A 12,932-nucleotide genomic window follows, 5' to 3' on the forward strand; every position below is an offset into this window, starting at 1 on the left:
GGGATGCGGGCTGTCGCGGTGCTCGCGGTGATCGCGGCGCACGCGACGATCCCCGGTTTCGGCGGCGGCTTCGTCGGCGTCGACGTCTTCTTCGTGCTCTCGGGCTACCTGATCACGCGGCTCATCCTCGGCAGCATCGAGACCGACGGCCGGTTCCGGGTCGGTGCGTTCTACGCCCGGCGCGCGCGACGCATCGTGCCGGCGGCGACGGTCGTGCTGACGATCACGATGATCGCCTCGGTCGTCTACCTCAACTTCCTCGACGTCATCGACGCGAGCCGCGACGCGGTGTGGGCGGCGTTCTTCGGGGCCAACCTGCGCTTCGCCACCGAGGGCGTCGACTACTTCTCCCTGGGCGAGTCGCCCTCCCCGGTCCAGCACTACTGGTCCCTGGCGGTCGAGGAGCAGTTCTACCTCGCGTGGCCGGTCCTGGTGGCGCTGGCGGTGCTCCTTACCCGCGGCCTGCGCCGCTCGGTCGACGCCGAGGGCCAACGCATCAAGCGCGGCGCCCCGGTGCGCACCATGATGCTGTTCGCCCTGGTCGGCGGGGGCGCGAGCCTGGCCTGGTCGGTGCACCGCACGGTCGAGGAGCCCACCTCGGCGTACTTCTCGACCTTCACCCGGGCGTGGGAGCTGGCGGCCGGCGTCCTGGTCGCCCTGGCCCTCCACCACCGCGCCGGGATCCGCTGGCGGGTCGTGACCGAGCCCCTGGCCCTCGCGGGCCTGGCCGGCATCGTCGTGGCGATCACGGCCTACGACACGAGCATGGCCTTCCCCGGCTACGAGGCCCTGCTGCCGGTGCTGTCGACCGCCGCGCTCATCGTCGCCGGCGCCCACGCCGAGGTGCGGCCGCTGGTGAGCCGGGTGCTCAGCACCACCCCGCTGCGCACGATCGGCGACTGGTCCTACTCGCTCTACCTGTGGCACTGGCCGGTCATCGTCATCCCGCAGGTCCACATGGGCCGCCCGCTCAACGTCACCGAGACGCTGATCGCGATCGCCCTGATCTTCCAGTTCGCCTACCTCACCCACCGCTTCGTCGAGCAGCCCTTCCGCACCGGCACCTTCTGGCGGGTGCGCGAGTGGCGCGGCCTGGTCCTCTACCCCGCCTCGCTGGCGCTGGTCCTGCCGGCCGTGCTGGGCGGCTACAACGTGGCCGAGTACCTCGGCAGCGAGCGCGGCAACGACCGGGCGATCACCACCGACGAGTACGGCATCACCGACGAGGACCAGGTCGTCGGCCTGGTCGAGGCCTCGGTCGAGGCCGCCCGGGTGGGTGCCAGGATCCCCAGCGACCTGACGCCCGACCTGCTCAACCTCTCCGACGACATCGCCGACGTGGGCCAGTGCAACTACCAGCTGCCCGAGCGGCCGGTCTGCGAGCGCGGCGACGTCGGCTCCGACAAGGTCCTCGTCGTCACCGGCGACTCCCACGCCCGTGCGTGGATCCCCGCCTTCGAGAAGATCGCCGCCGAGGCCGGCTACGCGACCTACTACTTCGTCAAGCAGCAGTGCACCGCGTCGTTCGTCGACCCCGGACGCCTCGGCACCGGCGACCCGTGGCCCGAGTGCGAGGACTTCCACCGCTGGGTCGTCGACCGGGTCACCGAGCTGCACCCCGACCTGATGGTCGTGGCCACCTCACCGCCGCCCGCCGGCGTCTACGACGACAGCGGCACCCTCGTGACCTCGCGCGAGGGGGTCCACGACCAGCTGGCCGGCGGCTTCGACGACGCGTTCGCGACGTACGCCCCGCTGGTCGACCGGCTGGTGCTGCTCGAGGACGTGCCGCGGCTGCCCGAGGAGCCCGGGGCGTGCCTGGCGGCCCACGACCTCATGCGCGACTGCACCTTCGGCCCGACCGACTACAACGAGGAGATGCGCCAGGTCTCGGTCGACGCCGCCGTGCGCGCCGGCCTCGACCACGTCGACCCGACGTCGTGGCTGTGCGCCGACGACCAGTGCCCGGTGGTCATCGGCTCGACGATCGCCTACCGCGACCGCTCCCACATCACCTCGACCCGGGCCGGCGAGCTGTGGTGGCCGCTCGGGGTCGCGCTGGGCCTGATCAAGGACCCGAACGCCGAGCGCAAGGCGCGCGACAAGACCACCGACGCGCCCACCGAGCCCACCGAGCCCGCTGCGCCCGACGCGGTCGGCCCGACCGCGCCGAGCAGCCCCGACACGAGCCCGGCCGAGCCCACCCGCTGAGGGTGACCGACCGGTCGGTCAGTGGCCCTCGAGCCCCGCGATCCGGATGCCGGAGTGGATCTTGTAGCGCTTGTTGATCGAGATCAGCACGGCCGTGAGCGGCTCGAGCTGACGGGCCAGGCGCAGCCGGCCGGCGTCGATGCCGTCGCGCCCCGACAGCGAGCGCGCGAGCTCGATCACGACGGCCTTGGCGTCGGCGTCGTCGCCGCAGACCAGGACGTCCTCGTCGTCGAGCAGCTCCTTGTCGCCCCACAGGGTGACGGCCGAGACGTGGTGGAACGCGCCGACGACCGTCGCACCGGGGGCGATCCGCTGGGCCGACTCGGCCGCGGAGCCCTCGCCGCCGTCGACGACACGGCCGCTGGGGCCCTGCTTGTCGAAGGCGAGCGGGTTGACGCACGAGACGACGACCTTGCCGTCGAGCGCACCGCCCTCGGCGAGGGAGGCGACCAGCTCGTCGTGGCCGTCGTACGGGATCGCGAGCAGGACGACGTCGGCGCCCTCGAGGGACTCGGCGTTGCTGGCGCCCGAGACCTGGCCGGCGCCCTCGACGCCGGCAAGGCGGGCCGACACCTCCTCGGCGACGGGGACCGCCTTCTCGGCGGCGCGGGACCCGAGGACGACGGTGTGCCCGTGACGGGCGAAGCGGTAGCCCAGACCCCTGCCCTGCGGCCCGGTGCCTCCGATGACGGCGATGCGATAGCTCATGACCGCGATCCTGCCAGGTGCCCACCGTGGACGGCAGGACGCCCGCACTGTGACACTATCGCTGTCACAGTGACGTCGAGACCACCGCAGGAGCCCCCATGAAGCTGTCCACGATGCTGATGTACGACGGCAACCCGCGAGCCGCCGCCGACCAGGTCGTCGACCTCGAGCGGGCCGGCCTCGACCTGGTGTGGGTCGCCGAGGCCTACGGCTTCGACTCCCCCACGCTGATGGGCTATCTGGCCGCCAAGACCGAGCGGGTCGAGATCGGCGCCGGCATCCTCAACGTCTTCTCGCGCACCCCCGGGGCGCTGCTGCAGACCGCCGCGGGCCTCGACAACGTCTCGGCCGGCCGCGCCGTCCTCGGCCTGGGCGCGTCCGGGCCGCAGGTCATCGAGGGCTTCCACGGCGTGCCCTACCGGCGGCCGCTGGGTCGCACCCGCGAGGTCATCGAGGTGGTGCGCCAGGGCCTGCGCCGCGAGCCCCTCGAGCACCAGGGCCGCGACATCACCCTGCCGCTGCCGGCCGACCAGGGCACCGGGCTGGGCAAGGCCCTCAAGCTGCTCACCAAGCCCGAGCGGGCCGACGTACCGATCTGGGTGGCCGCGCTCGGCGACAAGAACGTCGAGATGACCGCCGAGATCGCCGACGGCTGGCTGCCCCACCTGGTCTACCCCGAGAAGGTCGCCGAGACCTGGGGCGCGCCGCTGGCCGCCGGCAAGGCCAAGCGCTCGGCCGACCTCGGTCCCCTGCAGATGACCGGTGGCGGCATGCTCGCGATCGGCGAGGGCGAGGAGACCAAGGCGATGCTCGACTTCGCGCGCCCGCTGTTCGCCCTCTACGTCGGCGGTATGGGCGCCAAGGGCAAGAACTTCTACAACGACCTCGCCTGCCAGTACGGCTACGAGAAGGAGGCCACCGAGATCCAGGACCTCTACCTCAGCGGCAAGAAGAAGGAGGCTGAGGCGCTGGTCCCGCTCGAGTGGCTCGAGGCCGCCAACCTGGTCGGCCCCCGGTCGTACGTCGCGGAGCGGGTCGAGGCCTTCCGCGAGGCCGGCATCACCCACCTCAACGTGATGCCCGCCTCCGCCGACCCCGCCGCCACCCTGGCCGAGCTGAAGGAGATCGTCGGCTGAGGCGCGCGACGCCGGGTCACTCCTGGGACGTGAGTGACCGGGTGATGACGGCGTTGGCGGCACGCTGGAAGCCGTGGACGACGGCCTCGAGGGTCAGCCGGCGCAGCGTCGAGACGGTCTCCTCGAGGCGGCGGGCGTCCTCGGGCGAGGTCGACTGGCGGCGGTAGGGCTCGAGGACCTGCTCGTGCAGGATCGTGGTCAGCTCGTCGGCGAGGGCCTCCATGTGGCGCCGGATGGCCGCCTCGGCGAGCCCGAGGCTCTCGCGGGGCACGTCGACGTCGAGCAGGCCCAGCCCGACCGAGAGGTAGGGCATCACCCGCCAGCCGTCGTCGGTCTGCTCGATCGAGCCGAGGCTGGTGAGCAGCTCGAGGTCGGAGTCGGAGAGCCGGCGCCCGGCCTTCTCCTCCAGCGCGGCGCGGGAGAGCACCTCGGGCGGCTCGGAGGTCCACGAGGTGAGCATCGCGCGTTGCAGGGCGAGCTCCTCGACGCTCGCGTCGGCCGGGATCGAGCCGAGCACGCGCTCGGCGGCCTGCAGCGTGAAGCCGTGGTCCTGCAGCGCCCGGACCAGCTCGAGGCGCGCGAGGTGCACGGGGCCGTAGTAGGCGACGCGGCCGATCCGCTCGGGCGGCGGGACGAGGCCCAGGCTCGCGTAGTAGCGCGTGGTGCGCACCGTCGTACCGACGGCCGCGGCCAGCTCGTCGATCGTCAGCTGGTCCTGACCGGGGGCTACGCTCATGAGGATGACAGTAGTACTGTCACACCAGAATTGGCACACCAGCACTGGCGACTCCTGGAGGACAACGATGCCCGAGACCCCGTCGATCTACGAGCAGGAGCACGAGGACTTCCGTGCCACCGTGCGCGCCTTCCTCGAGAAGGAGGTCGTCCCCCACCACGACCAGTGGGAGAAGGACGGTCAGGTCAGCCGCGAGGTCTGGCGCAAGGCCGGCGAGATGGGGCTGCTCTGCTTCGACGCCGACGAGGAGTACGGCGGCGCCGGCATCCACGACTTCCGCTACAACGCGGTGGTCGCCGAGGAGATCAGCAAGGTCGGGGCGAGCGGACTCGGCTTCCCGGTCCACACCGACATCATCGTCCCCTACATCAGCAGCCTCGGCACGCCCGAGCAGAAGCAGCGCTGGCTGCCCGGCCTGGTCAGCGGCGAGCTCATCAGCTCCATCGCGATGACCGAGCCCGGCGCCGGCTCCGACCTGCAGGGCATCCGCACCAGCGCGATCGACAAGGGCGACCACTACGTCCTCAACGGGTCGAAGACCTTCATCTCCAACGGCATCATGAGCGACCTGGTCATCGTCGTGTGCCGCACCGACCCCGACGCCGGCCACCAGGGCATCAGCCTGGTCGTCGTCGAGCGCGGCATGGCCGGCTTCGAGCGCGGCCGCAACCTCGACAAGATGGGCATGAAGGCCCAGGACACCGCCGAGCTGTTCTTCGACAACGTCATGGTGCCCAAGGAGAACCTCCTCGGCGAGGAGGGCCAGGGCTTCATCTACCTGATGCAGAACCTCCCCCAGGAGCGCATCTCGATCGCCGCGATCGCGGTCGCCGCCATGGAGCACGTCATGGCCCTGTGCCTCGACTACGCCAAGGAGCGTCAGGCCTTCGGCAAGCCGATCGGCAGCTTCCAGCACAACCGCTTCATGCTCGCCGAGATGGCCACCGAGGTCTACATCGCCCGGCTGTTCGTCAACGACTGCATCATGAAGCTCAACAAGGGCGAGGTCGACCCCAGCCTGGCCTCGATGGCCAAGTGGTGGACCACCGAGCTGCAGAAGAAGTTCGTCGACCAGGGCGTCCAGCTGCACGGCGGCTACGGCTACATGTCGGAGTACCCGATCTCCAAGGCCTACGTCGACTCGCGCATCCAGACCATCTACGGCGGCACGACCGAGATCATGAAGGAGATCATCGGCCGCATGCTCGGCGTGTAGCTGTCTGGTCGCAGCTCCAGCTCCCTCGATCCGCCCACCCGCACCACCTGGTAGCGCTGCCGCCGGCCCGGTCGCGCGGGTGGTCCGGATCGGGGGTCCGCTGGACTGCTCCGTGCGCCCTGTGCTCGCCCCTGTGTGGGGCCCGGGCGCCTGTGCCACTCGAGTCCTCGCCCCGAGCCCTCGCCCCGAGTCCTCGCCACCCGCACCCGCTCGCGCTTGCGCGCCGACGGCTCGGCGGACGACCGGAAACCTTTCGTCGTGGTCGCGCGTTGGCCAGACTGTGTGACCTCGGCCACTTCACGTCCGCCCCTGCCCCACCCCAGGAGAGACATGCCCGACAACGCCCACGTCCTGTCCGAACGAGCCCGGGTCCAGGACCTGGTCGGCGGGCGCACCCTGCCGGCCGCCCTGGCCGACACGGTGGCGTCCGCGGGCGACCACCCGGCGTACTCCGACAAGCACCACGTGCCCGAGGGCGAGTCGTGGCGCACGCTGACCTGGGCGCAGACCCGCGACCTGGCGCTCGACCTGACCGGCGCGCTCCTCGAGCGCGGGGTGCTGCCGGGCGACACCGTCGCGATCATGATGTCCAACCGCATCGAGCACTTCGTCGCCGACATCGGGGCCGTGCACGCCGCCGCCACGCCGATGTCGATCTACAACACGCTGTCGGCCGAGCAGGTCGCCTACGTCGCCGGTGAGGCGCAGCCCAAGGTGGCGTTCCTCGAGACCGCCGACCACCTCGCGCGCTGGGAGAAGGCCCTGGGCCAGACCCCGAGCGTCACCACGGTCGTGCTGCTCGACGCCGCCGCACCCGCGGGCGACGCGCGCTTCACGACCTGGGCCGACTTCGTGGCGGCAGGGTCGGCGTACCGCGCCGCGCACGAGGCCGAGGTCGCGGCACGGGCAGGCGAGCTGACGCCCGACTCGCCGGCCACGATCCTCTACACGTCGGGCACCACCGGCAACCCCAAGGGCGTGGTGCTGACCCACTTCAACGTCCTCTACGAGGCCCAGTCCACGCTCGAGGCGGCCGGGCTGCACGAGCCGCAGGTCGGCGTCAGCTACCTCCCGCTGGCCCACATCGCCGAGCGGGTGCTCGGCCTGTACGGCCCGCAGATCCAGGGCAGCCACATGCACGCGATCGGCGACCCGTCGCAGCTGCTCGCGACCCTCGGCGAGGTGCACCCCACGGCGTTCTTCGGGGTGCCGCGGGTCTGGGAGAAGATCAAGACCGGCATCTCCGCCAAGCTCGCCGCCGATCCCGACCCGGCCAACCGGACGATGGTCGAGGACGCCATGGCCGCCGGTCTCGCGTGGGTCTCGGCCCAGGAGGTCGGTGGGGTGATGACCCCCGAGATCGAGCAGGCGTACGCCGACGCGGAGGCCGCCATCCTCGGCTTCCTCAAGCTGCTCCTCGGCCTCGACCAGGTCACCTGGGCCGGCTCGGCCGCGGCGCCCATGCCGATCGAGGTCGCCCGGTTCATGGCCGGGCTCGGGCTCAAGGTCTTCGACGTCTACGGCATGACCGAGACCTGCGGCGCCATCACCGCCAACGGCCCGGCCGCCTTCCGGCTCGGCACCGTCGGGCGGCCGACGCCGGGCATGGAGGTCAAGCTCGCCGACGACGGCGAGATCCTCGTGCGCGGACCGGTCGTCACCCCCGGCTACCACCGCCAGCCCGAGGCCACCGCCGCGCTCATCGACAAGGACGGCTGGGTCCACACCGGCGACATCGGCACCCTCGACGGCGACGGCTTCTTCGCCGTCGTCGACCGCAAGAAGGAGCTGATCATCACCTCCGCGGGCAAGAACATCGCGCCGTCCAACATCGAGAACTACCTCAAGGAGTCCCCGATCATCGGCCACGCCATGGCCGTCGGCGACGGGCGCCCCTACGTCGTGGCGATCCTGACCCTCGACGGCGAGGTCGCCCCGGTGATCGCGACCTCGATGGGCATCGAGTTCGGCGACCTCGCCGAGCTGGCCCAGCACCCGCAGATCCTGGCAATGGCCCAGGCCGCCGTCGACGCCGCCAACGAGCGACTGTCACGGCCCGAGCAGGTCAAGGCGTTCGAGCTGCTGCCGACCGAGTGGACGGCCGAGTCCGAGGAGCTGACGCCCACGCTCAAACTCAAGCGGCGGGTCGTCAACACCAAGTACTCCGACGTCCTCGACCGGCTCTACGGCTGACCACCACCGATAGTCGTGGACCTTCTGCACGCGTGCGAAACGTCCACGACTATCGAGGGGTCGGGCCGCTAGCGTCGTCGACGTGAGCGACAGCGACTACCTGCGGTTCAACCGGGCCCAGTGGGACGAGCGCGCGCCCGCGCACGCGGCGTCCCCCGACTACGCCCTCGACCGGTTCCGTGAGGACCCGGCGTACCTCTCCGACGTGGTGCGCTTCGACCTGCCTCGCCTGGGCAGCGTCGCGGGCCTGCGCGGCGTGCACCTGCAGTGCCACATCGGCACCGACACCGTCTCGTTGGCGCGCTTGGGCGCGCGGATGACGGGCCTCGACTTCAGCGCGGCGTCGGTGGCGCAGGCGCGCGAGCTGGCCGCCGCGTGCGGGGCCGATGTCGAGTTCGTCGAGTCCGACGTCTACGCCGCCGCCGATGTGCTGCCCGAGGGCGCCTTCGACCTGGTCTTCACCGGGATCGGCGCACTGTGCTGGATCCCGTCGGTGGCGCGGTGGGCCGACGTGGTCGCCCGGCTGCTCGCACCCGGCGGCCGGCTGTTCCTGCGCGAGGGGCACCCGATGCTGTGGGCCCTCGGCGACCCGCGCCCCGACGGCCTGGTGACCGTGGAGCACCCCTACGTCGAGCGCGCCGAGCCGACGGTGTGGGACGAGCCCGGCACCTACGTCGAGACCGACCACGAGTTCGAGCACACCGTCACCCATGAGTGGAACCACGGCTTGGGCCAGATCTTCACCGCGCTCACCGCCGCCGGCCTGCAGGTCACCTCGTTGGAGGAGCACGACAGCGCCCCGTGGAACCCCCTGGGCGACTACTGCGAGCCCGCCGGGCACGAGGGTGAGTTCCGGCTGCGGGACCGGCCGTGGCGGGTGCCGTTCACCTACACGCTGCAGGCGGTCAAGGGCTGAGTCAGGAGCCGACCTGTGCGGCGTACTCGTCACGCAGGCGGCCCTTGACCATCTTGCCGGTCGGGGTGCGAGGCAGCTCGTCGCGGAAGTAGATCTCGCGCGGCACCTTGAAGTGCGCGATGCGGTCGCGCGCGTAGGCCGTCAGCTCGGCGGCCAGCGCCTCGTCGGGCTCGACCCCGGGCGTGGGCTGGACGAACGCGACGACCCGCTCCCCCATCTCGTCGTCGGGCACGCCCAGCACGGCGATGTCGAGGACGGCGGGGTGCAGCGAGAAGAGGTCCTCGACCTCCTGCGGGTAGATGTTGACGCCGCCGCTGATGATCATGAAGGCCTGGCGGTCGGTGAGGTAGAGGTAGCCGTCGTCATCGAGGTAGCCGAGGTCGCCGACCGTGGTCCAGTTGGGGTGCTGGGGGTGCTGGGTGGACGCGGTCTTCTCCGGGTCGTTGTGGTACTCGAACGAGGCGCCCTCGAACTCCTCGCGCTCGAAGTAGATCGTGCCGACCGACCCGACGGGCACCTCGGCGCCGTCCTCGCCGCAGATGCGGGGCCTGCCGATCAGCGGCACCCCGACCGAGCCGGGGTGGGCCAGCCACTGGGCGCTGTCGATCATGGTGCCGCCGTTGGCCTCGGTGGAGGCGTAGTACTCGTTGATGATCGGGCCCAGCCACTCGATCATGCGGTGCTTGACCTCGACCGGGCACGGCGCGGCCGCGTGCACGACGCAGAGCAGCGACGACACGTCGTACGACGCCCGCACCGACTCGTCGAGCTTGAGCAGCCGCACGAACATCGTCGGGACCATCTGGGTGTGGGTGACGCGGTGCTCCTGGACCGCGGCCAGGAAGGCCTCGGGCTCGAACCTCTCCATCATCACCAGGGTGCCGCCGAGGGCGTGGATCACGCCGCCGAAGCGCAGCGGCGCCGCGTGGTAGACCGGCGCCGGCGACAGGTAGACCGTCGAGGTGTCGAAGCCGTAGAGACCGCCGAAGATGGCGACGTACTTGTAGCCGGGCTCGTCGACCGCGTAGTCGGGCAGGGGCAGCTTGATGCCCTTGGGGCGACCGGTCGTGCCGGAGGAGTAGAGCAGGTCGTCGCCGTGGGGCTGCGCCGGCAGCGGGTCGTTGCCCGCGCCGGCCAGCGCGGCCTCGTAGTCGCCGTACCCGTCGAGCCGGCCGCCGTAGGCCAGCCTCTCGGCGACGTCGACGTCGAGGGCGGCGACGAGGTCGGACTTGGCGGCCGACACCACGAGGGCCTTGGCCCCGCAGTCGCGCACGATGTAGGACACCTCGTCGGCGCTGAGGTGGTGGTTGACGGCGGTGATGTAGAGACCCGAGCGCAGCGCGGCCCAGTAGACCTCGTAGGTCTCGGGGGTGTTGTCGCTGACCATCGCCACGACGTCGCCCTGCCGCAGCCCGGCGGCGCGCAGCCGGTTGGCCAGGCGCAGGCTGCGGTCGTCGAGCTCGGTGTAGGTCAGGGTGCGTCCGGAGCCGGCCATCACCAGCGCGGGCTTGTCGGGGTGGGTCTGGGCCCAGGTACCGGGGTACATGTCACGACTCTGTCAGCCCGCCCGTCGGTGGACCAGAGATGAATTCGTCCCCGGACCCCGGTCCGTCCGGGAAATCCCTGATGCCGAGTGTCCCCCGTACCTGAGAGGGTCGTGACCATGCACCGTCAGATCGCCGGCCGGCTGACCGGCCGTGTCACCAAGTGGGTTGTCCTCGTGGTCTCGCTGGTCGCCATGGCGACGTGCGCGCCCTACTTCGAGAAGCTCGCCGACGTCCAGGACAACGACTCGACTTCCTGGCTGCCGGGCAACGCCGAGTCGACCCGCGCCTACGAGCTGCTCGCCGACTTCGGTGACCCCGAGGCGATCACCACGGCCGTGGTCTACGAGAAGCCCGCCGGCTTCGACGAGGCCGACGTCACCGCCCTGCAGGAGCAGGCGACGCAGATCGCCACCATCAAGGGCGTGATCGGTCAGGTCGACCCGCCCCGCCTCTCCGATGACCGCCAGGCGGCGGTGATCGAGGTGACCGTCAGCTACGGCGGCGACACCTTCCTCGAGATGCCCAAGGCTGCCGACCGGATCCGTGAGATCGCCGAGTCGGGTCCGCAGGACGACGTCTACGTCGCCGGCTTCGGCGGCCTGGTCGCCGACCAGGCCGAGGTGTTCAGTGGCTCCGACGTCAACCTGCTCCTGATCACCCTCGGCATCGTCATCCTGATCCTGCTGGTCACCTACCGCAGCCCGATCATGTGGGTCCTGCCGATCTTCTCCTCCATGGTCGCGCTGGCCGTCTCCAACGCGGTCGTCTACTTCCTCGCCAAGGAGGCCGGGCTGACCGTCAACGGGCAGAGCGCGTTCATCCTCACGGTGCTCGTGGTGGGGGCGGGCACCGACTACGCACTGCTCCTCGTCGCGCGCTATCGCGAGGAACTGCGCCGGCACGCCGACCGTCACGAGGCCATGGCCGTGGCCCTGCACCGGGCTGCTCCGGCCATCATCGCCAGCGCGGCCACCGTGGCCCTGGGGCTGTTGTGCCTGACCCTGGCCGAGATGAACTCGACCGCGGGTCTCGGGCCCGTCCTCGCCGTCGGGGTCGTCGTGACCCTGCTGGTGATGGTCACGACCCTGCCGGCGCTGCTGGTGATCTTCGGGCGCTGGATCTTCTGGCCCAAGCGTCCCCTGGAAGGCTCCCACGAGCCGACCACGACCGGCGTCTGGGCCCGGGTCGGCTCGGCCATCGCCCCTCGCCCGCGACTGGTGTGGGTGGGCACCGCGGGGCTGCTCCTGGTGGCGTGCCTGGGCCTGTTCACCCTCGACAACCGCGGCCTGTCCGGCGAGGAGTCGTTCGTCGGGTCCGACGAGGTCGAGTCCCTGGTCGGCGATCAGGTCGCGGTCGACCACGGCCTGAGCGACAACTCCAACCCGCTGCTGGTCGTCGCCCGAGCCGACCAGGCGGAGGCCGTGACGGCTGCTGTCGGCGCCGTCGACGGCGTCACGGGCGTCGCCCCCGCCGGGGAGGCCGACGGCCGGGTGCTGCTGGCCGCCTCGATCAACGGCGACCCCTACGCGCAGGCCGCCTTCGACATCGTCAAGAAGGTCCGCACGGCCGTTGACGACGTCCCGGGCGACGAGGTGCTCGTCGGTGGCAACTCCGCGGTGGGCCTCGACATCGCCGACGCCTCCGCGCGCGACAACTTCGTCGTGACCCCCGTGGTGCTGCTGGTCGTGCTGCTCGTGCTCATGGTGCTGCTGCGCTCACTGGCCGCGCCCCTGCTGCTCATCGGCACGGTGGTCCTGTCCTTCGGAGCGGCCCTCGGGCTCTCGTCGCTGATCTTCACGCAGGTCCTGGGCTACGAGGCCACCGATGCGGCGTTCCCGTTGTTCGCCTTCGTGTTCCTGGTGGCACTCGGGATCGACTACAACATCTTCCTGATGACCCGCGTGCGGGAGGAGTCGGCCAAGCACGGCACCCGCAAGGGCTCGCTGATCGCGCTGTCCGCGACCGGCGGGGTGATCACCTCGGCCGGCCTGGTGCTCGCAGCGACGTTCGCCGCCCTCGGCACCCTCCCGTTGGTCTTCGCCCTGCAGATCGGCATCGCGGTCGCGCTCGGGGTGCTGCTCGACACGATGATCGTGCGCTCGATCCTCGTCACGGCCCTCAACCTCGACCTGGGCGCCAAGATCTGGTGGCCGAGCCGCCTCGACCCCGACGACCGGCCGCTGACCCGCGACGACCTCGACCGCGCGCTCGACGAGCCCTCCGGCGAGGGTCGGCCCACCCCGCAGTCCGCCGGGGTCTGACCCGGCGA

9 protein-coding genes are annotated in these 12,932 nt (G+C 71.1%); 6 read left to right on the forward strand and 3 right to left on the reverse strand.

The features are described 5' to 3' along the window. Positions 1-3: 3 nt before the first annotated feature. Complete coding sequence (locus FZC61_RS10690; RefSeq protein ID WP_170286065.1) at positions 4-2,211, forward strand: acyltransferase family protein; 2,208 nt, start codon at positions 4-6, stop codon at positions 2,209-2,211. Between the two features lie 18 nt (positions 2,212-2,229). Here FZC61_RS10690 and npdG read toward each other — a convergent pair whose 3' ends face one another. After that, positions 2,230-2,919: an NADPH-dependent F420 reductase gene (gene npdG, locus FZC61_RS10695; RefSeq protein ID WP_148614154.1), complete on the reverse strand. Its 690-nt coding sequence runs from the start codon at positions 2,917-2,919 to the stop codon at positions 2,230-2,232. Between the two features lie 98 nt (positions 2,920-3,017). Here npdG and FZC61_RS10700 point away from each other — a divergent pair, with 98 nt between their 5' ends. Next, positions 3,018-4,055: an LLM class F420-dependent oxidoreductase gene (locus FZC61_RS10700; protein ID WP_148614155.1), complete on the forward strand. Its 1,038-nt coding sequence runs from the start codon at positions 3,018-3,020 to the stop codon at positions 4,053-4,055. 16 nt (positions 4,056-4,071) lie between these two features. Here FZC61_RS10700 and FZC61_RS10705 read toward each other — a convergent pair whose 3' ends face one another. After that, positions 4,072-4,791 (reverse strand): MerR family transcriptional regulator, encoded by a 720-nt coding sequence (locus FZC61_RS10705; protein WP_148614156.1) that lies wholly within the window; start codon positions 4,789-4,791, stop codon positions 4,072-4,074. Positions 4,792-4,858: 67 nt separating this feature from the next. On the opposite strand from FZC61_RS10705, the gene FZC61_RS10710 reads away from it, so the two are divergent. The 3 genes from FZC61_RS10710 (at position 4,859) to FZC61_RS10720 (ending at position 9,116) form a co-directional block, all read left to right on the forward strand. Then, the gene (locus FZC61_RS10710; protein WP_148614157.1) at positions 4,859-6,007 is read left to right on the forward strand and encodes an acyl-CoA dehydrogenase family protein; all 1,149 of its coding nucleotides are present in this window, start codon (positions 4,859-4,861) and stop codon (positions 6,005-6,007) included. Between the two features lie 330 nt (positions 6,008-6,337). Continuing rightward, positions 6,338-8,200: an AMP-dependent synthetase/ligase gene (locus FZC61_RS10715; RefSeq protein WP_148614158.1), complete on the forward strand. Its 1,863-nt coding sequence runs from the start codon at positions 6,338-6,340 to the stop codon at positions 8,198-8,200. An 82-nt stretch (positions 8,201-8,282) separates the two neighbouring features. Beyond that, complete coding sequence (locus tag FZC61_RS10720) at positions 8,283-9,116, forward strand: class I SAM-dependent methyltransferase (RefSeq protein ID WP_148614159.1); 834 nt, start codon at positions 8,283-8,285, stop codon at positions 9,114-9,116. Position 9,117: 1 nt separating this feature from the next. Here the strand turns inward: FZC61_RS10720 and FZC61_RS10725 are convergent, their stop codons facing one another. Then, positions 9,118-10,662, reverse strand: a complete 1,545-nt coding sequence (locus tag FZC61_RS10725) for an acyl-CoA synthetase (RefSeq protein WP_148614160.1) — start codon at positions 10,660-10,662, stop codon at positions 9,118-9,120. Positions 10,663-10,779: 117 nt separating this feature from the next. Here FZC61_RS10725 and FZC61_RS10730 point away from each other — a divergent pair, with 117 nt between their 5' ends. Continuing rightward, complete coding sequence (locus FZC61_RS10730) at positions 10,780-12,924, forward strand: MMPL family transporter (protein ID WP_148614161.1); 2,145 nt, start codon at positions 10,780-10,782, stop codon at positions 12,922-12,924. Positions 12,925-12,932: the final 8 nt, after the last annotated feature.

Origin of the sequence: Nocardioides rubriscoriae (assembly GCF_008087085.1) — a bacterium.
In the GTDB taxonomy this organism is placed as follows: domain Bacteria; phylum Actinomycetota; class Actinomycetes; order Propionibacteriales; family Nocardioidaceae; genus Nocardioides; species Nocardioides rubriscoriae.

Excerpts from the sequence above, each read along its gene's own strand:
- FZC61_RS10690 (WP_170286065.1), top strand. The coding sequence starts at position 4 with ATGCGGGCTGTCGCGGTGCTCGCGGTGATCGCGGCGCACGCGACGATC.
- FZC61_RS10730 (WP_148614161.1), top strand. The coding sequence starts at position 10,780 with ATGCACCGTCAGATCGCCGGCCGGCTGACCGGCCGTGTCACCAAGTGG.
- FZC61_RS10715 (WP_148614158.1), top strand. The coding sequence starts at position 6,338 with ATGCCCGACAACGCCCACGTCCTGTCCGAACGAGCCCGGGTCCAGGAC.
- FZC61_RS10710 (WP_148614157.1), top strand. The coding sequence starts at position 4,859 with ATGCCCGAGACCCCGTCGATCTACGAGCAGGAGCACGAGGACTTCCGT.
- FZC61_RS10700 (WP_148614155.1), top strand. The coding sequence starts at position 3,018 with ATGAAGCTGTCCACGATGCTGATGTACGACGGCAACCCGCGAGCCGCC.
- FZC61_RS10725 (WP_148614160.1), bottom strand. The coding sequence starts at position 10,662 with ATGTACCCCGGTACCTGGGCCCAGACCCACCCCGACAAGCCCGCGCTG.
- npdG (WP_148614154.1), bottom strand. The coding sequence starts at position 2,919 with ATGAGCTATCGCATCGCCGTCATCGGAGGCACCGGGCCGCAGGGCAGG.
- FZC61_RS10705 (WP_148614156.1), bottom strand. The coding sequence starts at position 4,791 with ATGAGCGTAGCCCCCGGTCAGGACCAGCTGACGATCGACGAGCTGGCC.